17 protein-coding genes and 1 pseudogene are annotated in these 21,672 nt (G+C 67.0%); 4 read left to right on the forward strand and 14 right to left on the reverse strand.

Annotated elements, in window-relative coordinates:
* The 4 genes and pseudogenes from RI03_RS24720 to RI03_RS15030 form a co-directional block, all read right to left on the reverse strand.
* A partial coding sequence (locus tag RI03_RS24720; RefSeq protein ID WP_010218292.1) for a biotin/lipoyl-containing protein occupies window positions 1–435 on the reverse strand: 435 nt, incomplete at its 3' end.
* On the reverse strand, window positions 435–1,442 hold the full coding sequence (locus RI03_RS15020) for an alpha-ketoacid dehydrogenase subunit beta (RefSeq protein ID WP_010162350.1): 1,008 nt from the start codon (window positions 1,440–1,442) through the stop codon (window positions 435–437). The genes RI03_RS24720 and RI03_RS15020, both read right to left, overlap by 1 nt.
* A gap of 163 nt (window positions 1,443–1,605) precedes the next feature.
* A pseudogene (locus RI03_RS15025) lies at window positions 1,606–2,903 on the reverse strand (3-methyl-2-oxobutanoate dehydrogenase (2-methylpropanoyl-transferring) subunit alpha).
* A 304-nt stretch (window positions 2,904–3,207) separates the two neighbouring features.
* Window positions 3,208–4,209 carry a fumarylacetoacetate hydrolase family protein gene (locus tag RI03_RS15030; RefSeq protein WP_010218296.1) on the reverse strand — a complete coding sequence of 334 codons (1,002 nt, stop codon included), beginning with the start codon at window positions 4,207–4,209 and terminating at the stop codon, window positions 3,208–3,210.
* 137 nt (window positions 4,210–4,346) lie between these two features.
* On the opposite strand from RI03_RS15030, the gene RI03_RS15035 reads away from it, so the two are divergent.
* Window positions 4,347–5,501 carry an acyl-CoA dehydrogenase family protein gene (locus tag RI03_RS15035; protein WP_010162347.1) on the forward strand — a complete coding sequence of 385 codons (1,155 nt, stop codon included), beginning with the start codon at window positions 4,347–4,349 and terminating at the stop codon, window positions 5,499–5,501.
* A 147-nt stretch (window positions 5,502–5,648) separates the two neighbouring features.
* Here RI03_RS15035 and RI03_RS15040 read toward each other — a convergent pair whose 3' ends face one another.
* The 10 genes from RI03_RS15040 to RI03_RS15085 all read right to left on the reverse strand — a co-directional run bounded on the left by RI03_RS15040 (window position 5,649) and on the right by RI03_RS15085 (window position 16,221).
* Complete coding sequence (locus RI03_RS15040) at window positions 5,649–6,089, reverse strand: c-type cytochrome (RefSeq protein WP_010218298.1); 441 nt, start codon at window positions 6,087–6,089, stop codon at window positions 5,649–5,651.
* Window positions 6,086–6,463, reverse strand: a complete 378-nt coding sequence (locus RI03_RS15045) for a PaaI family thioesterase (RefSeq protein WP_010218300.1) — start codon at window positions 6,461–6,463, stop codon at window positions 6,086–6,088. The genes RI03_RS15040 and RI03_RS15045 overlap by 4 nt, the downstream gene beginning before the upstream one ends.
* Window positions 6,463–6,900, reverse strand: coding sequence for a PaaI family thioesterase (locus RI03_RS15050; RefSeq protein ID WP_010162344.1), 438 nt, complete (start codon window positions 6,898–6,900; stop codon window positions 6,463–6,465). Before RI03_RS15050 ends, RI03_RS15045 begins: the two co-directional genes overlap by 1 nt.
* A gap of 77 nt (window positions 6,901–6,977) precedes the next feature.
* Window positions 6,978–7,766 carry an ABC transporter permease gene (locus tag RI03_RS15055; RefSeq protein ID WP_010218303.1) on the reverse strand — a complete coding sequence of 263 codons (789 nt, stop codon included), beginning with the start codon at window positions 7,764–7,766 and terminating at the stop codon, window positions 6,978–6,980.
* Window positions 7,763–8,695, reverse strand: a complete 933-nt coding sequence (locus RI03_RS15060; protein ID WP_010218306.1) for an ABC transporter ATP-binding protein — start codon at window positions 8,693–8,695, stop codon at window positions 7,763–7,765. The genes RI03_RS15055 and RI03_RS15060 overlap by 4 nt, the downstream gene beginning before the upstream one ends.
* Before the next feature lie 212 nt (window positions 8,696–8,907).
* A complete protein-coding gene (locus tag RI03_RS15065) occupies window positions 8,908–9,612 on the reverse strand; it encodes a dihydrofolate reductase family protein (RefSeq protein ID WP_010218309.1) in 705 nt (234 codons plus the stop codon).
* A gap of 92 nt (window positions 9,613–9,704) precedes the next feature.
* Window positions 9,705–10,430: a DsbA family protein gene (locus tag RI03_RS15070; RefSeq protein ID WP_010218312.1), complete on the reverse strand. Its 726-nt coding sequence runs from the start codon at window positions 10,428–10,430 to the stop codon at window positions 9,705–9,707.
* The gene (locus RI03_RS15075; RefSeq protein WP_010218314.1) at window positions 10,430–11,785 is read right to left on the reverse strand and encodes a M48 family metalloprotease; all 1,356 of its coding nucleotides are present in this window, start codon (window positions 11,783–11,785) and stop codon (window positions 10,430–10,432) included. The genes RI03_RS15070 and RI03_RS15075 overlap by 1 nt, the downstream gene beginning before the upstream one ends.
* 121 nt (window positions 11,786–11,906) lie before the next feature.
* Window positions 11,907–12,965: an AI-2E family transporter gene (locus RI03_RS15080; protein WP_010218316.1), complete on the reverse strand. Its 1,059-nt coding sequence runs from the start codon at window positions 12,963–12,965 to the stop codon at window positions 11,907–11,909.
* A gap of 328 nt (window positions 12,966–13,293) precedes the next feature.
* Window positions 13,294–16,221, reverse strand: coding sequence for an Rne/Rng family ribonuclease (locus RI03_RS15085; RefSeq protein WP_010218320.1), 2,928 nt, complete (start codon window positions 16,219–16,221; stop codon window positions 13,294–13,296).
* Window positions 16,222–16,713: 492 nt separating this feature from the next.
* Between RI03_RS15085 and RI03_RS15090 the strand changes: the two genes are divergently transcribed.
* The 3 genes from RI03_RS15090 to prfB all read left to right on the forward strand — a co-directional run bounded on the left by RI03_RS15090 (window position 16,714) and on the right by prfB (window position 21,562).
* Window positions 16,714–17,694 (forward strand): N-acetylmuramoyl-L-alanine amidase, encoded by a 981-nt coding sequence (locus RI03_RS15090; RefSeq protein ID WP_010218322.1) that lies wholly within the window; start codon window positions 16,714–16,716, stop codon window positions 17,692–17,694.
* A 72-nt stretch (window positions 17,695–17,766) separates the two neighbouring features.
* Complete coding sequence (locus RI03_RS15095; RefSeq protein WP_010218323.1) at window positions 17,767–20,298, forward strand: penicillin-binding protein 1A; 2,532 nt, start codon at window positions 17,767–17,769, stop codon at window positions 20,296–20,298.
* Window positions 20,299–20,434: 136 nt separating this feature from the next.
* Window positions 20,435–21,562, forward strand: coding sequence for a peptide chain release factor 2 (gene prfB / locus RI03_RS15100; RefSeq protein ID WP_026046757.1), 1,128 nt, complete (start codon window positions 20,435–20,437; stop codon window positions 21,560–21,562).
* Window positions 21,563–21,672 lie beyond the last annotated feature (110 nt).

Raw genomic sequence — 21,672 nt, forward strand, 5'->3', positions numbered from 1 at the left:
AGTATCGGGCGCTGGCGCTTGTGGCTGCCCCTCTCCCCGGAGGGGAGAGGGAGAAGAAGCCGCAACATCCACGCCCGGATTCTCCGCCTCATATTGCTGCGCGACCTCGACCTGCTCCGCGCTCGCCGGCGCGGCCTTCAGTTCCGCAGGCTCGTCGACGCGCAACGCGGGCGCTTCCTCCGCCGACACGTCGGCGTCGGTCTCGATCACCACCAGCGCCGCGCCGATAGACACCTGGTCGCCGACTTCGCCCGCCAGCTCGACCACTACGCCCGAAACCGGCGATTCCATCTCGACGGTCGCCTTGTCGGTCATCATGTCGGCGACCTGCTGGTCCTCCTCGACGCGTTCGCCGACCTTTACGTGCCAGGCGACGATCTCCGCCTCGGAAATGCCTTCGCCGATGTCGGGGAGCTTGAAGGTAAAGCGTGCCATTATGCGTCCTTCATAATCTTCTTGAGCGCCTCGCCGATCCGGACCGGACCCGGGAAATACGCCCATTCAAGGCTGTGCGGATAGGGCGTGTCGAACCCGGTGACGCGCTCGATCGGCGCTTCGAGGTGATAGAAGCAGCGCTCCTGCACCTGCGCCGACAGTTCCGCGCCGAACCCGCTGGTCCGCGTCGCCTCGTGGATGATCATGCAGCGCCCGGTCTTCTCCACCGATGCCGCGATCGTCTCGATGTCGAGCGGCACCAGCGTGCGCAGGTCGATCACCTCGGCGTCGACCCCGGCCTCCGCGATCACCGCGAGCGCGACGTGGACCATCGTGCCGTAGGCGAGGATCGTCAGCGCTTCGCCGGGCCGCACGACCTTCGCCTTGCCGAGTTCGATCTTGTAATAGCCGGTCGGCACCTCGCCCGCGGGATGCTGCGACCAGTTCTGCGTGGGCTTGTCCCAATGGCCGTCGAACGGGCCGTTGTAGATCCGCTTGGGTTCGAAGAAGATCGTCGGATCATTGTCCTCGATCGCCGCGATCAGCAGGCCCTTGGCGTCATACGGGGTCGAGGGGATCACCGTCTTCACGCCCGAGATATGCGTAAAGATGCCCTCGGGGCTTTGGCTGTGCGTCTGCCCGCCGAAGATGCCGCCGCCGAACGGCGAGCGCACCGTGATCGGCGCGGTGAATTCCCCTGCCGAGCGATAGCGCAGCCGCGCCGCCTCGCTGACCAACTGGTCGAGCGCGGGGTAGATGTAGTCGGCGAACTGGATCTCGGGGACCGGGCGCAGGCCGTAAGCCCCCATGCCGACCGCGACGCCGATGATGCCGCATTCGGTGATCGGCGTGTCGAACACGCGGGTCTTGCCGTATTTGCTCTGGAGCCCGGCGGTCGCGCGGAACACGCCGCCGAAATAGCCGACGTCCTCGCCCATCACGACGATGTCGGGGTCGCGGTCCATCATCACGTCCATGGCGGAGTTGATCGCCTGGATCATGTTCATGCGAGTCGAATCGGTCATGCTGCTGCACCCGCCGCGACTGCGGCTCTAAAGACCTTCTTCGTGCCTTTGTGGCTTTGTGCGAGAAATTTTGACTCGCACGAAGGCACAAAGCCACGAAGAGAGAAGGAGGACATGGTGGCTGCGCCGCTATGATGCGCACCCATCACTTGCGCGCCCACGGGCGGCCGCTGGCGGTTTCCTCGGCGATCATTTGCGCCTGCTGTTCCTTCAGATGCCACGGCATCTCCTCGAACACGCCGTCGAACAGCGAGTCGAGCGGCTGGTGCAGGCCGTGGCCGAGCACGCCGTTGGCCTCGGCCTGCTTCTGCGCGGCCTTGACCATTTCGGCGAGTTCCTTGTCCTGCGCGGCGTGGCGGTCCTCGTCCCATTCGCCGAGCGCGATCAGATGCGCCTTCAACCGCGCGATCGGGTCGCCGAGCGGCCACGCCGTCGGCTCGCCCGCCGAGCGGTACTGCCCCGGATCGTCCGAGGTCGAATGCCCTTCGGCGCGATAGGTGAAATGCTCGATCAGCGTCGGCCCCTGGTTGGTCCGTGCGCGCTCCGCTGCCCAGGCGGTCGCGGCATAGACCGCGAGCGCGTCATTGCCGTCGACGCGCAGGCCAGCAATGCCATAGCCGACCGCACGTGCCGCGAAGGTCGTCGATTCCGCACCGGCGAAGCCCGAGAAGGACGAGATCGCCCACTGGTTGTTGACGACGTTGAAGATCACCGGCGCGCGGTAGACGCTCGCGAAGGTGCAGGCCGAGTGGAAGTCACCCTCGGCGGTCGACCCCTCGCCGCACCAGGTCGCCGCGATCCGCGTGTCGCCCTTGGCCGCGCTCGCCATCGCCCAACCGACCGCTTGCGGATATTGGGTGGTGAGATTGCCCGAGATCGAGAAGAAGCCGGCTTCCTTGACCGAATACATGATCGGCAACTGCTTGCCCTGCAACCGGTCCGCGCTGTTCGAATAGATCTGGTTCATCATGTCGACCATCGACCAGTTGCGCGCGATGAGCAGGCCCTGCTGGCGATAGGACGGGAAGCACATGTCCTCGTAATCCAGCGCATAGGCCGCCGCGACCGCGACCGCTTCCTCGCCGGTGCACTTCATGTAGAAGCTCGTCTTGCCCTGCCGCTGCGCGCGGAACATGCGCTCGTCAAACGCACGGACCTGCGCATGCTGCGCAGCATCGCGCGCAGCGTATCAGGGGACAGCCGCGGGTTCCACGGGCCGACCGCCTGGCCATCCTCGTCGAGCACACGGACCAGCTGATACGCGAGATCGGTAAAGCTCTGCGCCGTATCGCCAATGTCGGGGCGGCGGGTTTCGCCCGCTGCGGGAATCGGAACCTGCGTGAAGTCGACCGCGTCGCCGGGCCGGAACTTGGGTTCGGGCACATAGAGCGACAGCGGAGGCAGGTTCTTCTTCAGATGGGCCGGGACCGGGTCGCGTGCCATATACTCTCCAAGCGGACGCCTCTCCGGCCGACGGCCAGCGGGCAGATTCGTTCTATGCGCGGCGTTGTTATAAAATTTCGCGGGGCTTGGCGAGGGGGTCTGCGCCGGGTGGCGCAATTTCCGTGGCGTTCCGTCGTTTTGCCGGTCTTCTTTATCCCTTCCCCGGCGAAGGCCGGGGCCCAGTCGAGGGCGCGTTTCTGTGTGACGCTGCGCTCGATGACAGCAACCTGCGCTACTGGGCCCCGGCCTTCGCCGGGGAAGAAATGAAGATTGAGATGAAGAAAGGAAGGTAGCGCGCGCTACCTCACCCCACCGTCTGCTCGATCACCCCGAAGATCGGGTGCCGCTTGTCGTCCTCCGCCCAGATCCGCACGGTATCGCCTGCTTTGAGGAACGGCGTCTTCGCGCCCCCCTCGAGGATCGTCTCGACCGTCCGCACCTCGGCAAGGCAGGCATAGCCGACGCCGCCCGCTGCGATCGGCTTGCCCGGTCCGCCATCCGAATCGCGGTTGGAGACGGTCCCCGACCCGACGATCGTTCCCGCGCCCAGGGGGCGCGTCTTGGCGGCATGTGCGATCAACGTGCCGAAGTCGAAGGTCATGTCCTCGCCCGCCGCGACCCGCCCGAACGGCTGGCCGTTGAGGTCGATCATCAGCGTGCGGTGGAGCTTGCCGTCCTGCCAGGAGTCACCCAGCGACTCCGGCGTGACGAACACCGGCGAGAAAGCGCTCGCTGGCTTGGACTGGAAGAAACCGAAGCCCTTGGCGAGTTCGCCCGGGATCAGGTTGCGCAGCGACACGTCGTTGGTCAGCCCGACCAGCCGTACCGCCGCCAGTGCCTCTTCTCGCGTTGCGCCCTGCGGCACGTCGCCCGTCACCACGACGACCTCGCCCTCGAAATCGCAGCCCCAGCTCTCGTCCGCGAGCGGGATCGCGTCGCGCGGGCCGAGGAACCCGTCGGACCCACCCTGATACATCAGCGGATCATGCCAGAAGCTGTCGGGCATCTCCGCCGCGCGCGCCTGACGCACCAAGGCGACGTGGTTCACATAGGCCGAGCCGTCCGCCCATTGATACGCGCGTGGCAGCGGCGCGGCGGCGGCATGTTCGTGGAAACGCCGCATCGGAATCATCTCATGCTCGAGATCGGTGCTGAGATTCGCGAGATCGGGGGCGAGCCGGTCCCAGTCATCGAGCGCCGCCTGCAGCGTGGGGGCGATGTGGCTGGCGTCAGCATACCACGCGAGATCGTTCGACACGACGACGAGGGTGCCGTCGCGGCCGGACTTGAGGCTTGCCAGTTTCATGAACTCTCCTGCGATTTTGACCTAGCATACCCCCCTGCCCGGGCGTGTCGAGCGCGGGCTGTCGCGATAGTGATTGACGTTCGCGTCATCCCCCCGCACATCTCGTCAAAAGAAGGTTGCAAGAGAGGACTGATCTGATGACGCTCGACTCCGTCGCCGGCCGCTTTGCGTATACCGAAGATCACGAGGCGTTCCGCCAGACGGTGCGGAGCTTCCTGCAGAAGGAAGGCGTCCCCCACGTCAACCGCTGGGAGGAGGAACGACTCGTCCCCAAGGACTTCTGGCGCAAGGCGGGCGAGATCGGGATGCTCTGCCCGACCGTACCCGAGGCGTATGGCGGCCTCGGGCTCGACTTCGGCTATAATGCGATCGTCGATGAGGAGATGGCGTATAACGGCGTGCCCGCGGGCTTCTCGCTCCAGTCCGACATCGTCTGCGGCTATCTCGAGACTTACGGATCGGAAGAGCAGAAGGCGCAGTGGCTCCCCAAGCTCGTCTCGGGCGAGGTGATCACCGCGATCGCGATGACCGAACCCGGCACTGGATCCGACCTCCAGGCGATCCGCACGACCGCGAAGAAGGATGGCAACCACTATGTCATCAACGGGTCCAAGACGTACATCACCAACGGCCAGAACACCGATCTGACGCTGGTCGTCGCCAAGACCGATCCCGATGCCAAGCCCGCGTGGAAGGGCATGTCGATCATCCTGGTCGAAAGCGACCGCGAAGGGTTCAGCAAGGGCCGCAAGCTCGACAAGATCGGGCAGGACGCCGCCGACACCTCCGAGCTGTTCTTCGAGGATGTCCGCGTCCCGATGACCAATTGCCTCGGCGAAGAGGGCAAAGGCTTCATCTATCTGATGAGCCAGCTCCCGCAGGAGCGGCTGTCGATCGCGGTGTCGGTCCATGCGTCGGCGCAGAAGGCGTTCGACGAGACGGTCGAGTTCACCAAGACGCGCAAGGCGTTTGCGGGGATGGTGTTCGACTTCCAGAACACGCGGTTCGTGCTCGCGGACCTCAAGGCGAAGCTGCAGGTCGGCTGGGCGCATCTCGACTGGGCGATCACGCGGCATCTGAAGGGCGAACTGACTAACGAAGAGGGCGCCGCCGCCAAGCTGTGGCACACCGATCTGCAATGGGAGGTGATGGACGCCTGCCTCCAGCTTCACGGCGGCGCTGGCTATATGAACGAATATCCGATCGCGCGGGCGTGGCGCGCGGCACGCGTGACGCGGATCTTCGGCGGGACGAACGAGATCATGAAGGAGCTGATCGGGCGCTCGCTGTAGCGGAGGCCGGGTCGCGCGCCCGGATACGCCGCCGCTTTTACCCGTTCGTTTCGAGCGTAGTCGAGAAACCTGGCACAGCGCCTGTTGCGGCTTCTCGACTTCGCTCGAAGCGAACGGAAGCCGGTCCCTGATCAGTTCCGATTCCGCTCACCGCTGCGTTTCCAGATAGGCAATCACGTCCGCGCGATCGAGCGGATCGGCCAGCCCCGGGAACGCCATCGCGGTCCCGGGCGCGAAGCGCTGCGGATCGGCGAGCCACGCATCCAGCCGCGCGCGAGTCCATCTGCCGCCGACGTTCTGCAGCGCGGCGGTATAGGCAAAGCGCGGGCGGTTCTGGCCGATTTCCGCGCCGATCACCCCGTGCAGGTTCGGCCCGCCGAGATCGGGCGCGCCCTGCCCGACCGAATGGCACGCGGAACAGCGCGTGAAGATCCGCGCCCCGGCGGCTGCGCTGGCGACCCGTGCGTAGGATTCCACCGTCGGCGCGGGACCGGCGGCACGGCGGCGCGCTTCCTTGTCGTCCGACGAACACCCCGCGAGCAGCACCACCACCGCGATCACGAGGGGAAGCGGGCCGCGCGGCATCATCCCCGCGCGATCAGGTAGTTCATCCGCGCCGCCGCAATCGGCTTGGCGGGGTCGTCCTGCCACGCGATCGCCTCGACATTGGCGACCCTGCCGCCGAGCCGCGTCACCGTCCCGCGCGCGAAGGTCGGCTTGTCGCGCCCGCCGCGCATGTAATCGACCGTGACGTTGATTGGCTTGATTTGCCCGCCGCCATCGTCGGCGAGCGCCTGCCGCACCGCGACGATCGCCGCCATCTCGAGCAACCCGCCGATCGCGCCGCCGTGGAGCCAGCCGGGTCGCCCGGTCAGCGCCTGGCCGAACGGCATCGTCAGCAGGATCGGATCGTCGCCCGCGGCAACCTCGATCCCGAGCGTCCGGGCATAAGGCGGGAGCATCAGGCGGCGTCCGTGAACATGAAGGTGCCCGCGACATGCGCGAGCGGATCGGCCGGGTCGCCGTCATGCGCCTGGCCGCGCACGAACGAGATCGAGCGCGTGATGCGATAACATTCGCCGCGGCCGATCACGGTCTTGCCCGGCGTTGCGGGGCGCAGGTAATCGATCCGGAGATCAAGCGTCGCGTGCGGGCGGAACGTGCCGAGCCGGGTCCACACCGCGAGGCTGGTTGCCATGTCCATCATCGTCAGGATCGGCCCCGACGCGAGCACGCCGCTATCGGGATCGCCGACGAGATCGTCGCGATAGGGGAGTTGCAGCTCGCACCAGTCGGGGCCGTGCGCGTGATAGCTGAGGCCCAGCAACCCGCCGTGCCCGCCGACACCAAGACGGCTGAAACGGGCGGGATCGAACGCGGGAAGGGGATCGGGGGGCATGGCGGGGGCTCTATCGAAACGGGGGCTAGGAGCAAGGGTCGGGCGCATTGGCTAGGCGTCGGTCGCGAACCGATGCCTCAGTTCTTCAGCCGCCACCCGCTCCGGAAGATCCACCCCACGACGCCGAGGCACGCGACCAGGAACAGCGCGGTCACGCCAAGGCTCAGCCCGACCGACACGTCGCCCTTGTCGAAGAACGCCCAGCGAAACCCGCTCACCAGATAGACCACCGGGTTGAACAGGCTGACCGTCCGCCACGGCTGCGGCAGCATGTCGATCGAATAGAACGCGCCGCCGAGGAAGGTCAGCGGGGTGATCAGCAAGGCGGGGATGAAGTTGAGCTGCTCGAACCCCTTCGCCCAGATCCCGATGATGAAGCCGAACAGGCTGAACGTCACGCTGGTCAGGATCAGGAACGCGATCATCGCGAGCGGGTGGACGATCTCGAGCGGCACGAACAGCGCCGCGGTCGCGAGGATGATCAGCCCGATCACCATCGACTTGGTTGCGGCTGCACCGACATAGCCTACCACCATCTCCATCGCCGAGACCGGCGCGGAGAGCAGTTCGAACATCGTACCGGTGAACTTGGGAAAATAGATGCCGATCGAGGCATTGGCGATGCTCTGCGTCAGCAGCGAGAGCATGATGAGGCCCGGCACGATGAAGCTGCCGTACCCGACCCCGCCGACCGTGCTAATCCGCGACCCGATCGCGCCGCCGAACACGACGAAATAGAGCGAGGTGGTGATGACCGGGGTGACGAGGCTTTGCCACAGGGTGCGCAGCGCGCGCGCCATCTCGAACCGGTAGATCGCCCAGATCCCGTTGAAATTGATCGCGGGGGCTTTGTCGGTGCCGCTCATGCCGCGTCCTTCTTCTCGACCAGGTCGACGAAAATATCCTCGAGGCTCGATTTCGAGGTCTCGAGATCCTTGAACCCGATCCCGAGTTCGCCAAGCTTGCGCAGCAGCGAAGGGATGCCGGTATGCTCGGCCTGCGCATCGAAGACGTAGCGCAGCGTCCGGTCGTCATTCTCGAGCGAGACGTCCCAGTCGGACAGCGCGGCGGGGAGCGTGGACAGCGGTTCCTGCAGCGAAATCAACATCTGGCGCTTGCCGAGCTTCTTCATCAGCTCGGCCTTGCCCTCGACCAGGATCAGCTGCCCCTTGTTGATGACGCCGACCCGGTCGGCCATTTCCTCGGCCTCCTCGATGTAATGCGTCGTCAGGATGATCGTCGTGCCCTTCTCGCGGAGCCGGTGGACGAGCTTCCACATGTCGCGCCGCAGCGCGACGTCGACCCCGGCGGTGGGTTCGTCGAGGAACAGGATGTCGGGTTCGTGCGCGAGCGCCTTGGCGATCAGCACGCGGCGCTTCATCCCGCCCGACAGCGTCATGATCTTGGCGTCGCGCTTGTCCCACAAGGAAAGGTCACGCAGCACCTGTTCGAGATGCGCCTCGTTCGCCCCGCGCCCGAACAGGCGGCGGCTGAAGCGGACGGTGGCGATCACGGTCTCGAACATGTCGACCGACAGTTCCTGCGGCACCAGCCCGATCGCGCGGCGTGCGCTGCGGAAGTCGGTGAGCGCGTCATGGCCGAGCACCGTCACGCTGCCGGTGGTGGGGGTGACGATCCCGCAGATGATCGAGATGAGCGTGGTCTTGCCCGCGCCATTGGGGCCAAGCAGCGCGAAGATCTCGCCACGGTTGATCGACAGATCGATCGGCTGGAGCGCGTGCTGGCCTGATGCGTAGGTCTTCGAGACCCCCGCGACCGAAAGTATGCTGTCCATCAAGCCCCCGTTTCCTGAACCGGGAGATAGGGTTGGCGTTGCGTGGCAACAAGGTTGGGGGGTCGTCCAGCCGCCGCCGTCGCAACCTGCTTCCCCGGCGAAGGCCGGGGCCCAGGAGCGGAACAGAAGAGTGCGGGTGGTGGCGCTTCGTTACCACCGCGATCGCTCTTGGGCCCCAGCCTTCGCCGGGGAGGTGTACGGATAGGGACCGTTCAGGCCATCGCCACCGCATAGCGCAGGTGGACGACGCCATGCGCTAGTTGCTCGCAGCCGGTCAGCGAGAGCGTAACCTTGCCCTTCAGCCCGTCATCGAACTTGACGATGCTTTCCGCCCCGGCCCCGCCGTCAAGCGCGGGCGTCACCACGACGCTCAGTTCGTCGACCAGTCCCGCGGCAAGGAACGTCCCGTTGATCCCGCCCCCGCCTTCGAGCAGCAGCGTCTCGATCCCAAAATCGCGCTTCAGCGTAGCGAGCGCGGCGGGAAGAGCGATCTCGGCCCCGTCGGACACGACATAGGAGACCCCGCTTGCCGCGAGTTCGGCCAGATGCGCGTCGCTAACGTCCCCGCCCAGCAGCACGACGACATGATCGCCGCCCACATCGCCCGTGCCGAAATGCAGCTTCGCCGAACGATCGACCGTCACCGCGTAGCTTTCCGCGGCTGGGTTCGCGATGTGGACGGGGCGTTCGACCGTTGCATCCGCAGGTGCGGCCGCAGGGTCGCCCTTCGCCATTTCCGCCATCGTCACGCGGCCGACGATCCAGCCGTCCGCATCCATGTCGTCGTGGAGTTGCTCGTAGAGCGCGGTCCAGTCCTTGGATGTTCCGTCAGGGCTCGTCGTATAGCGGCTCGGGTGGAGGCCACCGTCGAGCGAGGACGTCATGTGGCAGATGATTTTCGGGCGGTCGGTGGGCATGAGGCGTCTCGCACTGGAGGATGGTCCCCCAACGCCGGACGCCGCCTCCGGTTCACGCCCACCGTCCCCACCGGCGGACGGCCGGTCCGGCGTTACTTCGCCGCGCGCGCCGCCGCGACCGCCTTCTGCAGGGCGTCGAGCGTCAGCGCCGACGATACGACGGTGTTGCCGATCACCCAGCTCGGCGTGCCGGTCAGCCCCAATTGCCGCGCAACACCCATGTTGGACGCGATCTCGGCCTCAGCCTGCGGGCTGAACGCGGCCGCCTTGGCGAGGTCGACGCCCGCCGTCCGGGCCGACGCCGCAATCGTCGCGCCCGACACCGGGCCCGCCGCGTAGAGCGCGTCGTGGAACGGCTTGAACTTGCCCTGCTGCGCCGCCGCGAGGCTCATCCGCGCGGCATCGACACTCGCATCGCTCAACACGGGGAATTCGCGGAACACGATGCGAAGTTTCGGGTCGCTCTTGAGCAGCGCCGCGATCGTCGGCAGGCTGGCGCGGCAATAGCCGCAATTATAGTCGTAATATTCGACCAGCGTGACGTCGGGGTTGGAACTCCCCTGCCACGCGCTGCCGAACGGCTTGAGGATCGCGTCGCGGTTCGCCGAGATCACGTCGGCGTGCGCGCGGTCGCGCAGCGCGTCCATCGCCTGCGGGATGATCTCGGGGTGCGCGAGCAGGTAATCGTGGACAACCTGTTCGGTCCGCGCCGCGTCCGGAGCGCTTGCGGGGATCAGCCGTTCGGCCGCCCAGAACAGCGCCGCGCCGAGAATGGCGGCGACGAACGCCACCGCGAAGGAACCTGCATAAGGGCGCATCAGCGTCTTTTCTTATATTTCTTGGGGTTGTCGGACATTTCGTTCTGGGCGGCCAGCGCAATGTCCTGCGCGCGGATCCAGTCGGTCGAATTGGGCGGCAAGCCCTGCATCGCGCCGCGCGCACTATAGGCAGCGGTACGCTGGTCGCCGGTCAGGCTCGCCTGCTCGGCGGTCGCGAGCAACGCGCGGGTCTGGTCGCCCGACGCCTCATAGACCGTGCCGAGCTGATACCAGGCGAACGGATTGTCGTCGTCGCGCGCCACCGACTGGCGCAACACCTTGATCGCTTCGGGGTAATTCGCCTTGTCCTCGGTCGCGATCAGCGCGTGGCCGAAGGTGGTCGCGATCAGCGGGCTGTTGCGCGACAGGTCGGTCGCCTCGCGCAGCGGTGCCAGCGCCGCGACCGGCCTGCCCGCCTCGAGCAGGATCTGCCCCTGGATCTCGAGGAAATACGGGTCGTGCGGGGCTGCCTTGATCAGCGCGGTCGCCTCGGCATCCGCCTTCTCGGGATAGCCCGATTTGTGCCATGCATAAGCGCGCGCATAATGCGCGTAGACGCTCTGATCCTGCTCGGGATAGGTGTTGAGCGTCGCCTTGGGGTCGGCGACATAGCCCATCAGCTTGGCCTTGACCCGCTTAAACCGCTCCTCGAGGCCGGGGTCGGGCCTGGTGTTGTAGGCAGGCGAGGCCTGGACGTCGGCGGTCAGGTTGGCGATGCGTTCGCCGGACAGCGGATGGCTTTGCGCGAACGGGTCGATGTTGTTGAGCCCATAGGCATATTCCTCGTTCTGCAGCTTCTTGAAGAAGGTCAGCATGCCCTTCCCCGAAACGCCGGACTCGCGCAGGAACTTGGCACCCGTCGCATCCGCGGTTGATTCCTGGACGCGGGTGTAAGCGAGGAACTTGCCCTGCGCGGCGCTGGTGCCCGCCGACAGGATGCCTGCCCCCGCCTCGGGCGCGCCCGCCGCGATCGCCGCGACACCGAGCACCATGCTGAGGATCGAGATCCCCATCGCGGGGCGCGCGCCGCCGTCCATCAGCACGACGTGCCCGTCGGCGACGTGGCCGAGCTCGTGCGCGATGACGCCCTGGACCTGGTTGGCATTGTCGGCGGCCTGGATCAGCCCCGAATGGACATAGATCGTCTGCCCGCCAGCGGTGAAGGCGTTGATCGAATCGTCGTTGATGAGGACGACCTTGACCGCCGCGGGCGACAGGCCCGCCGCCTTAATCAGCGGCAGCGACATGTCGTTGAACATCGCCTCGGTCTCGGCATCGCGCAGGATCGATTGTGCGACGGCGGGTTGCGCCACGAGCAGGAGGGAGGCCGCGAGTCCCGCGATGTACCGCTTCATGCTTCTCCTATCTCCGAGTTTGCGCGGGCGGGCAACCATGGCGGCGATGGACGGGCGCGGCTGAATGGCGGGTGAAGACCGGGGGATTGCGTACCGAAGCCCCGCGGCGATCCACCCAACCTCAGCTTCCGGGATCAGCCTGCGACGGCGACCTCGCCGGCTCCTCGGCAGCGCGTGTCCCCAGCCGCTTTTCGGTGAGGATGCCCAATCCGGTCAGGAACAGCGCGCCGACGATCGGACCGACGACGATCCCGCTCAAGCCGACCAGTTCGATCCCGCCCAGCGTCGTCACCAGCACGAGCCAGTCCGGGATGCCGGTGTCGCGCCCGACCAGCATCGGTCGCAGGATGTTGTCGGCGAGGCCGATCACCAGCACGCCCGATGCGATGACCACGCCCGCTTGCCAGATCGCCCCGGTGGCGAACAGGTAGATCGCGACCGGCCCCCAGATGATCGCCGGGCCGATCGCGGGCAGCAACGCCGCGATCGCCATCAGCACGCCCCACAGCAAGGCCGCCGGCAGCCCGACGATCCAGAAGGTGACCGCGCCGAGCGCCCCTTGCACCAACGCCACGACGACCGACCCCTTTATGGTGGCGCGCGCGACCGTCACAAACTTGTCCGCCAGGCGCGTCGCCACGCGGTGTTCGAGCGGCAGCGCGCCGACCACCGCCGGGCCAAGCCGCTCGCCGTCGCGCAGCAGGAAAAACGTGACGTAGAGACCGACGCCGAACGCCAGCACGAACGCCGCCGCATTCGCGCCGATCGAGAACGCGCGCCGCGCCAGCATGCCCGCGCTGTTGCTGATCGCCTCGGAAAGTTGCGCCTGCGCCCGCTCGAAGCTGCCGAAACCGCTATTGTCGAGCACCTGCTGGAGCCGTTGCGGCAAGGCGTCGTGGACCTGCTCGAAATACGACGCGACATTGATCTGCCCCGAGCGGAACTGGCCGTAGACGCCGGCGGCCTGGTCGACGACCATGCTGCCCACGATCAGCGCAGGGATGATCACCGCAACCGTGATCACCAGCAACGTGACCAGCGCGGCGCGGTTGCGCCGCCCGGGCCAGTGCGCGAGCAGCCGCTGGAACAACGGCTGGAACAGGATCGCGGCCAGCGTCGACCAGAGGAGCGCGCCCATGAAGGTGGTGACGACCAGACCCAGTCCGATGGTGATCAGCACGAGGAAGACGATCAGTCCTCCGTTTTCGATGCGCTGCCGTTCGATAGCGATTGTTTGATCCTTTATCTGACGAAGACCGACACGGTGAACCGAGCACCGACTCGGGTCGTTGCGGGGCTGAAACTCTCAAATGTCGAGATTGCTCCGCGCGAAACGAAGCGGCGTCTGACGCCGGATTATCAGGGGTGGTTGGTGCGCGATGTCGGGCGGACTGGCCGCATCGGCGCGTGGCAGCGATGCTGGATCGGTCGGAGAGCGGCGTGTCGCCGCTGATCGGTCTTGAGGAACCCGCGTCCCCTGGCGAAATGCCAGGGGACGCGAATCGGGGTTAGGCGCCGAAGGTGCGCTGCCACCAGCCGCGGCGCGGGGTGCCCGCCTCGCCCGGATCGGGATCGATCGCGGTCGGCGCCGGGGCCGGAGCCTCGTGCTCGCTGACGGGTTCGGCCGCGGGCTCGGCTGCCGGGGCAGGCGCGATCGCCGGGGTCTGTTCGACCGCTGCGACCGGCGCGATGGCCGGACTGCTGTCCGCAACCGGCGCCTCGGCCGCACCATCGGCCTTCGCCTTGGGGCGACGCGTGCGCTTGGGCTTGGCGGGCGCTTCATCGGCAACCGGCGCGACCGGAGCTTCGACGACCGCTTCCGCAGGGGCCTCGGCGACCGCAGGCTTCTTGGTGCGACGGCGCTTGGGCTTGGCGTCTGCCTCCGCGTCGACGGCGGGGGCCTCGACCACCGGGGTCTCGGCGACCGGCGCTTCGACAACGGCAGCCTTGGCCGCCGGCTTGGCGGCGGTCTCGGGCTTGCGCGCCTTCGGGCGACGACGCCCCTTCTTGGGGGCCTCCTCCTCGACCGCGACGTCGGCCGGGGCTTCCGCCTCGGTCAGCGCGACCATCGTTTCGACGTCGACTGCGGGCAGATCCGCAACCGCCTCGACCGGCTGTGCTTCGCCGAATGCGTCGTCCGTGGACGGCGCGACGCCAGCCTGTTCGACGCCAGCCTGTTCGGCAGAGGTCTGCTCGCCCTCGGCGCGACGACCACCACGACGACCGCGACGACCGCGGCGGCGCTTGCCGCCCTCGCCCGCTGCCGCATCGCCTTCGGCGCTCGCTGCGCTATCGTCGCCATCGGTCTCAACCGAGACGTCGGCACCGAGCAACTCTGCGACATCGGACGCTTCCGCCACCGCGTCACCGAGATCCTCGTCGGTGTCCGCCAGCATCTCGCCGTCAATCTCGCCCTCGGACGAACCCTCGACCTCGCCCTCACCCTCGGGACGATTGCGACCGCGACGGCCGCGACGGCGGCGACGACGGCGCGAACCGCTGTCGTCGTCGCCCGCACGCTCGGCGCGCTCGGGACGCTCGCGCGGCTCGCGGACGGCCTTGGGCTCGTCCTCTTCCTCGATCGCGTCCTCGATCTCTTCCTCTTCCTCCTCGATGAAATCTTCCTCGATTTCCTCGATCGGCGCGTCGAAACGCGGCGTGTAGGCGGGCGGCGGTCCGGAGACCTCGACCGACATCCGCGCGCCTTCCTGCTCGCCGTCGGGCGAGACTTCGATCATCACGCCGTAACGCTCTTCGATCTCAGCCAGTTCGCCACGCTTGCGGTTGAGCAGGTAGAACGCCGCTTCCTGGCTCGCGCGGAGCAGAAGCTGCGACCCACGACCCTGCGCGGCTTCGTCCTCGAGCAGACGCAGTGCCGACAGGCCCGAGGACGAGGCGGTGCGGACGAAGCCCGACCCTTCGCAATGCGGGCACGGCCGCGTTGACGCTTCCAGCACGCCGGTTCGCAACCGCTGACGGCTCATTTCCATCAGCCCGAACGAAGAAATGCGCCCGATCTGGATGCGTGCGCGATCGTTTTTCAGCGCTTCCTTCATCGCCTTCTCGACCTTGCGGACGTTCGAGCCGTTGTCCATGTCGATGAAGTCGATCACGACAAGACCCGCCATGTCGCGCAAGCGCAACTGGCGCGCGATCTCGGCAGCGGCCTCGAGGTTGGTCGCGGTCGCGGTCTGCTCGATCGAATGCTCGCGGGTCGAACGACCCGAGTTGATGTCGATCGACACCAAAGCCTCGGTCGGGTTGATGACGAGGTAACCGCCCGACTTGAGCTGGACCACCGGGTGATACATCGCGGAAAGCTGCTCCTCGACGCCCGCGCGCTGGAACAGCGGCACGGGGTCGCTGTAATGCTTCACCTTGCGCGCATGGCTCGGCATCAGCAGCCGCATGAAATCCTTGGCGTGCTGATAGCCTTCGGTGCCCTCGACGATGACCTCGTCGATCTCGCGATTGTAGATGTCGCGGATCGCGCGCTTCATCAGGTCGCTGTCGCCGTAAACGAGCGCGGGCGCGGAGGACGACAGCGTCGTCTCGCGGATCCCGTCCCACAGCCGGGCGAGATAATCGAAGTCGCGCTTGATCTCCTGGCGCGTGCGCTGGAGGCCAGCGGTCCGCACGATGCAGCCCATCGACGGCGGCAGCTTCATGTCCGCCATGATCGACTTCAACCGCTTGCGATCGCCCGCGTTCGAAATCTTGCGGCTGATCCCGCCGCCGTGCGACGTGTTGGGCATCAGCACGCAATAGCGCCCCGCCAGCGACAGATAGCTGGTCAGTGCGGCGCCCTTGTTGCCGCGTTCTTCCTTGACGACCTGGACGAGCAGAACCTGCCGACGGCGGATGACGTCCTGGATCTTGTAGCGATGCCGCAAGTTGGTGCGACGCTCGCGCAGATCGTCGGCGGCATCGTCCGATGCCGAACGCTTGCGGCGGCGACGGCCACGGCCCTCGCCGGGATTCTCGCCCTCGGACGCGACTTCGCGGTCGGGGATATTCTCCTCCGACTCATGCCCGCCATCGTCGTCGTAGCGCTCGATCGCTTCCTCGTCGGACTCGAACCCTTCGTCGTCGCCCTCGAGATCGTCCTCGGCGTCCTGCTGGGCGCGCAACGCAGCTTCTTCAGCGGCGTGCTCGGCCTCTTCGCGCAGGAGCGCGTCGCGATCTTCCTTGGGGATCTGATAGTAATCGGGGTGGATTTCGCTGAAAGCGAGGAAGCCGTGGCGGTTGCCGCCGTAATCGATGAACGCGGCCTGGAGCGACGGCTCGACGCGCGTCACCTTGGCGAGATAGATATTTCCCTTGAGCTGCTTGCGCTCAGCGGATTCGAAATCAAACTCTTCGATCCGGTTTCCCTTGACGACAGCAACGCGGGTCTCTTCCCGGTGGCGTGCGTCGATCAGCATACGCGTGGTCATGTAATTGTCTCCGGACGCGCGGCCGGCTGCGCCATGGCGCTGGCCGCGCGAAATAAAGGTACGCGGAGCGAGGGGCGGTCACGCCGCCTTGTTCGCTCGCGCGGTGGGTTGCAAAAAATGCCTCTGCTCGCCCTGCACGCCCGGCCTTCCGGCCCTGGGCATCCCGCGCAGTCGCGTTCCCGCCGGTCGGAACCGGGGGAAACGAGAAACGGGATTCATGCTTCATGCGAACGTCAACCTGGATAGGCCGCGCCCAGGAACGCCGGGGCGGCCGAGTGGACCTGTCGCCTCCATAACCTGGATAACGAACAGATGCTTGTTGTTGCCTAGCACCGACCCGCGCGCGCAGCAACCGGCACGTTTCGGAAGCGGATCCGGCAATTCCATGACGACAGGACATGGTAACCTTCTTGCGCTATGGGTGACGCAGAGGATTGGACGATCAGGGGAAAGGTGCGCGTGCTGTCGGGTTTGAGGAGGTTTCTCGCCGCATTGCCGTGCAACCCCAAGCTGTTGCTCTGGCCGGAAGACCGCGACGCCGATCGCCGGACCCGGGACCGTTCCGAGAGCCGCGGTGCTTTGCTGCCCGTCGCGCTTTCGGTCGGTGCCTGCATGCTATCCGCGCCGGTCGGAGCGGCACCGTTCGACCGTGTCGCGCGCGGAGAGCAGGCGAAGGTCGCGCAGTCTGATCCACCCCACACGCGTCGCTATACGCTCGCGGTCCCCGTCCCCCCGGCGCCCCGGCGCGGGCGGCTGCCGCGGATCTACGGCGAGGATGCGCGGCGTCCGCTGGTCGTGATCGATGCGGGGCATGGCGGGGTCGACCCCGGCGCGATCTCGCCGGTCGACGGGCGGCGCGAAAAGGACGTGACGCTCAGGATCGCCCAGGCGATCCGCGACGAACTCGTCCGCGGCGGGCGAGTCCGCGTCGCCCTGACCCGCGAGGACGACCGTTTCCTGATCCTGCGCGAACGGTACGGCATCGCGCGCCGGCTCGGCGGCGATCTGTTCATCTCGATCCACTGCGACAGCGTCGGCGCGGGCTCGGCCACAGGCGCATCGGTCTATACGCTGTCCGAAGTCGCCTCGGACAAGGAATCCGCCCGGCTGGCGGCGCGCGAGAACAAGGCGGACGTCATCGCCGGCGTCAATCTCGCCGCGACCAACGCCGACATCTCCTCGATCCTGATCGACCTCACCCAGCGCGAGACGATGAACGCCTCCGCCGGGTTCGCGCGGCTGCTCGGCCGGGAGGCGCGCGAGCTCGTGCCGCTCAAGCCCAACTTCCACCGCATGGCGTCGCTAATGGTGCTCAAGGCACCCGACATGCCCTCGGTCCTGTTCGAGACGGGCTATATCTCCAACCCGGTCGACGCCGCGTTCATCGACAGCGACGACGGCCGCCGCCGCATCGCGCAAAGCGTCGAACGCGCGGTCGAGGTGCATTTCGCGCGGCGGATGGCGACCCGGTAAGCCGCGGGGAACGCGCGCGTGCGGCAAAGGCGGCTGGCAACCCTCGCGAAAGTTGCTAGAGCCTCGTCGCTTATGGCCGAGCCCGACTCCACCGTGACATTCCGTATTCGTCGGGAAGACGGTGGCTCCGCAGGCGTCCTGCGCCGCACATGGGGCCGCTGGTGGGTCAAGACGCTCGCGGTGCTGGCGCTGCTCGGCGCGGTCCTGGGGGGGATCGGCTGGTACGTCTTCGCCTCCGACCTGCCCTCGGTCGACAAGCTGCGCACCTATGAGCCGCCGCTGCCGACCAACGTCCGCGGGGTCGATGGCACCCCGGTCTATACCTATGCGCGCGAACGCCGGGTCGAGCTGAGCTACGACGAATATCCCCCGATGCTGGTCCGAGCGTTCCTTGCCGCGGAGGACAAGTCGTTCTTCGAGCATCACGGGGTCGACTATCTCGGGGTCGTCAATGCCGCGGTCACCAACATCCGTACCGGGCGCCGCCCGGCGGGCGCGTCGACGATCACGCAGCAGGTCGCCAAGAACCTGCTGATCGGCAATGCGCCCAATTACAGCCGCAAGATCAAGGAAGCGATCCTCGCCTATCGGATCGAGGGCACGCTGACCAAGAAGCAGATCCTCGAGCTGTACCTCAACCAGATCGCGCTCGGGCGGAACGCGTTCGGCGTCGCGGCCGCGAGCTACGCCTATTTCGGCAAGGACCTTAACCAGCTCGACCTCGAGCAGATGGCGTACCTGGCGATCCTGCCCAAGGGCCCGTCCAATTACGACCCGGTCCGCCACACGCAGCGCGCGATCGACCGCCGCGCCTATGTGCTGCGCGAGATGCTCAAGAACGGGTTCATCACCCAGGCACAGCACGACGCTGCGATGGCCGAACCGCTCGGCACCGTCCCGCGCCAGACCCCCAAGCGCGAGACCGCGGGCGCGGGCTATTTCGTCGAGGCGGTCCGTCGCCAGCTGATGGACAAGTTCGGCGAGGATGCGATGACCGGGCCGTACAGCGTCTATGCGGGCGGCCTGTGGGTGCGCACGTCGCTCGACCCCAAGATGCAGGACTATGCGCAGACCACGCTGCGCGAGGGCCTGCTCCGGTTCGACCGCGGGCGCGGCTGGTCCGGCCCGCTCGGGCATGCCGAGATCGACGGCGATGCGTGGCAGGCGGCATTCCTCAACAAGAATATCGGGCTGGATTACGACGACTGGCGCGCCGCGATCGTGATCGGGCTCGACACCGGCGGCGCGACGCTCGGCTTCGCCACTGGCGAGACCGGCGCGATGCCGCGCTCTGCCGCACAGACACCGGTCCGTGGCGGGGGCGGCACGGCTTACGGTGCGCTCAAGGTCGGCGACATCATCGCGGTCGCGCCCGAAGGCGGCAGTTTCGCGTTGCGCTCGGTCCCCAAGATCTCGGGCGCGTTCGTCGTCGAGGAGCCGCAGACGGGCCGCGTGCTCGCGATGCAGGGCGGGTTCGACTCGCGGCTCCAGGCGTTCAACCGCGCTACGCAGGCGCAGCGCCAGCCGGGCTCGACGATCAAGCCGATCGTCTATGCCGCCGCGCTCGAGGGCGGAATGACGCCCGCCTCGATCATCGTCGACGGGCCGTTCTGCGTCTATCAGGGCGCGCGGCTCGGGCAGAAGTGCTTTCGCAACTTCGGCAACATGCGCGGTGCGGGGCCACACACGATGCGCTGGGGCGTCGAGCAGTCGCGCAACCTGATGACGGTCCGCACCGCCGCGACCACTGGCATGCCGCGGATCGTGTCGCTGATGGACCGGATCGGCGTCGGCAAATATCCGCCCTACCTTTCCTATGCGCTCGGCGCGGGCGAGACGACGGTGTCGCGGATGGTCAACGCCTATGCGATCCTCGCCAACCAGGGGCAGTCGCATCCCGCGTCGCTGGTAGATTTCGTCCAGGACCGGCACGGCAAGGTGATCTGGCCCGAGAACTGGCGCGCGTGCGACCGCTGCAACGCGCCCGACTGGAACGGCAAGGCGATGCCGCGCCCGGTCGTCCGCGGAAAACAGATCGTCAGCGCGATGAGCGCGTACCAGATGATCCATATCGCCGAGGGCGTGATCCAGCGCGGCACCGCGACCGTGCTGCGCGATCTCGACCGGCCGATGTTCGGCAAGACGGGGACCAATTCGGGCCCGACCGACGTGTGGTTCATCGGCGGCACCCCGCAGATGATCGGCGGGCTGTATATCGGCTACGACCAGCCGCATTCGCTCGGTGGGGCGGCGCAAGGCGGCACCGTCGCCGCGCCGATCTTCAAGGCGTTCGCGGTCAAGGCGTATGAGGGTCTCCCCAAGATCCCGTTCCGCGCGCCCGCCGGGATCCGCATGGTGCGGATCGATCGTGGCAGCGGGCGGCCGGTGTTCGGCGCATGGCCGACCGACGACCCCAAGGCGCCCGTCATCTGGGAAGCGTTCAAGCCCGAGAGCGAACCGCGCCGCGTGATCCATCGCGACGCGACCGTGCCGGACCCTGCCGCCGCCGCTGCGGCTGCCGACCGGGCGCGGGCTGCGGCCGAGACGCAGAAGGACACGCGCCGCGACAGCGATTTCTTGCAAAGACAGGGTGGTATTTACTAGCACCACCCCGGCCCCATATACGTCGTCCCCGTGCAGGCGGGGATCCATACCCCCGCAGGTCGAAGATACTTGGCGAGATGATGGGTTCCCGCCCCCCGCGGGAACGACGAAACGATGTTTTCTGGAAGGTTTCCTCATGCGCGCTGAAGCGCAGGCTCATATCGATTCGATCAAGGACGCGCTCGCGCTGCTCCGCCGCTTCCTCGACTGGGACCGCGCGTTGCGTCGGCTCGACGAGCTCAACGCGCGCGTCGAGGACCAGGCCTTGTGGAACGACCCCAAGGCCGCGCAGGCGGTTATGCGCGAACGGCGTCGTCTCGATGAGGCGATCACCGCGACGCGGGCGATCGAGAGCGAACTCAACGATACCGCAGAGCTGATCGAAATGGCCGAAGCCGAGGGCGATACCGAGATGGAGAGCGAGGGCGTTGCCGCGCTCGCCGATCTCGCGCGCCGGGCGGACACCGACAAGGTCAAGGCGCTGCTCGCGGGCGAAGCCGACGGCAACGATACGTATATCGAGGTCAACGCCGGCGCGGGCGGGACCGAGAGCCAGGACTGGGCGGGGATGCTCAGCCGGATGTATTCGCGCTGGGGCGAGCGGCACGGCCTCAAGGTTGAGCTGATCGACCAGCATTCGGGCGAACAGGCCGGGATCAAGTCCGCGACGCTGCTGCTCAAGGGCGAGAACGCCTACGGCTATGCCAAGACCGAAAGCGGCGTCCACCGCCTCGTCCGGATCAGCCCGTATGACAGCGCCGCGCGCCGCCACACCTCGTTTGCGAGCGTGTGGGTCTATCCGGTCGTCGATGACAATATCGACGTCGAGTATAACGAGAGCGACCTGCGGATCGACACCTATCGCGCATCGGGCGCGGGCGGGCAGCACATCAACACGACCGATTCGGCGGTGCGCATCACGCACATCCCGACCGGGATCGTCGTCCAGTGCCAGAACCAGCGCTCGCAGCACAAGAACAAGGCCGAGGCGTACAACCAGCTCCGCGCGCGTCTCTACGAACGCGAGCTCGCGATCCGCGAAGCCGCGGCCAATGCCGAGAATGCGGGCAAGACCGACATCGGCTGGGGCCACCAGATCCGCTCCTACGTCCTCCAGCCGTATCAGATGGTGAAGGACCTGCGCACCGGCGTCACCTCGTCGAGCCCGTCGGACGTGCTCGACGGCGATCTCGATGCGTTCATGGCGGCGGCGCTGTCGCAGCGCGTGACGGGCGAGACGGTCGAGGTCGAGGACGTCGAATAGTGGGGGATAGGCGTCCGGCATTCGGTGGTACCGCTTCCCCGGCGAAGGCCGGGGCCCAGTTGCGCTGGCCGAGGCAAGCGAAAGCTGCGTCCAGTCAAACAGCGGCCAAC

The organism is Sphingomonas sp. PAMC 26621 (assembly GCF_000251145.1).
In the GTDB taxonomy this organism is placed as follows: Bacteria; Pseudomonadota; Alphaproteobacteria; order Sphingomonadales; family Sphingomonadaceae; genus Sphingomonas.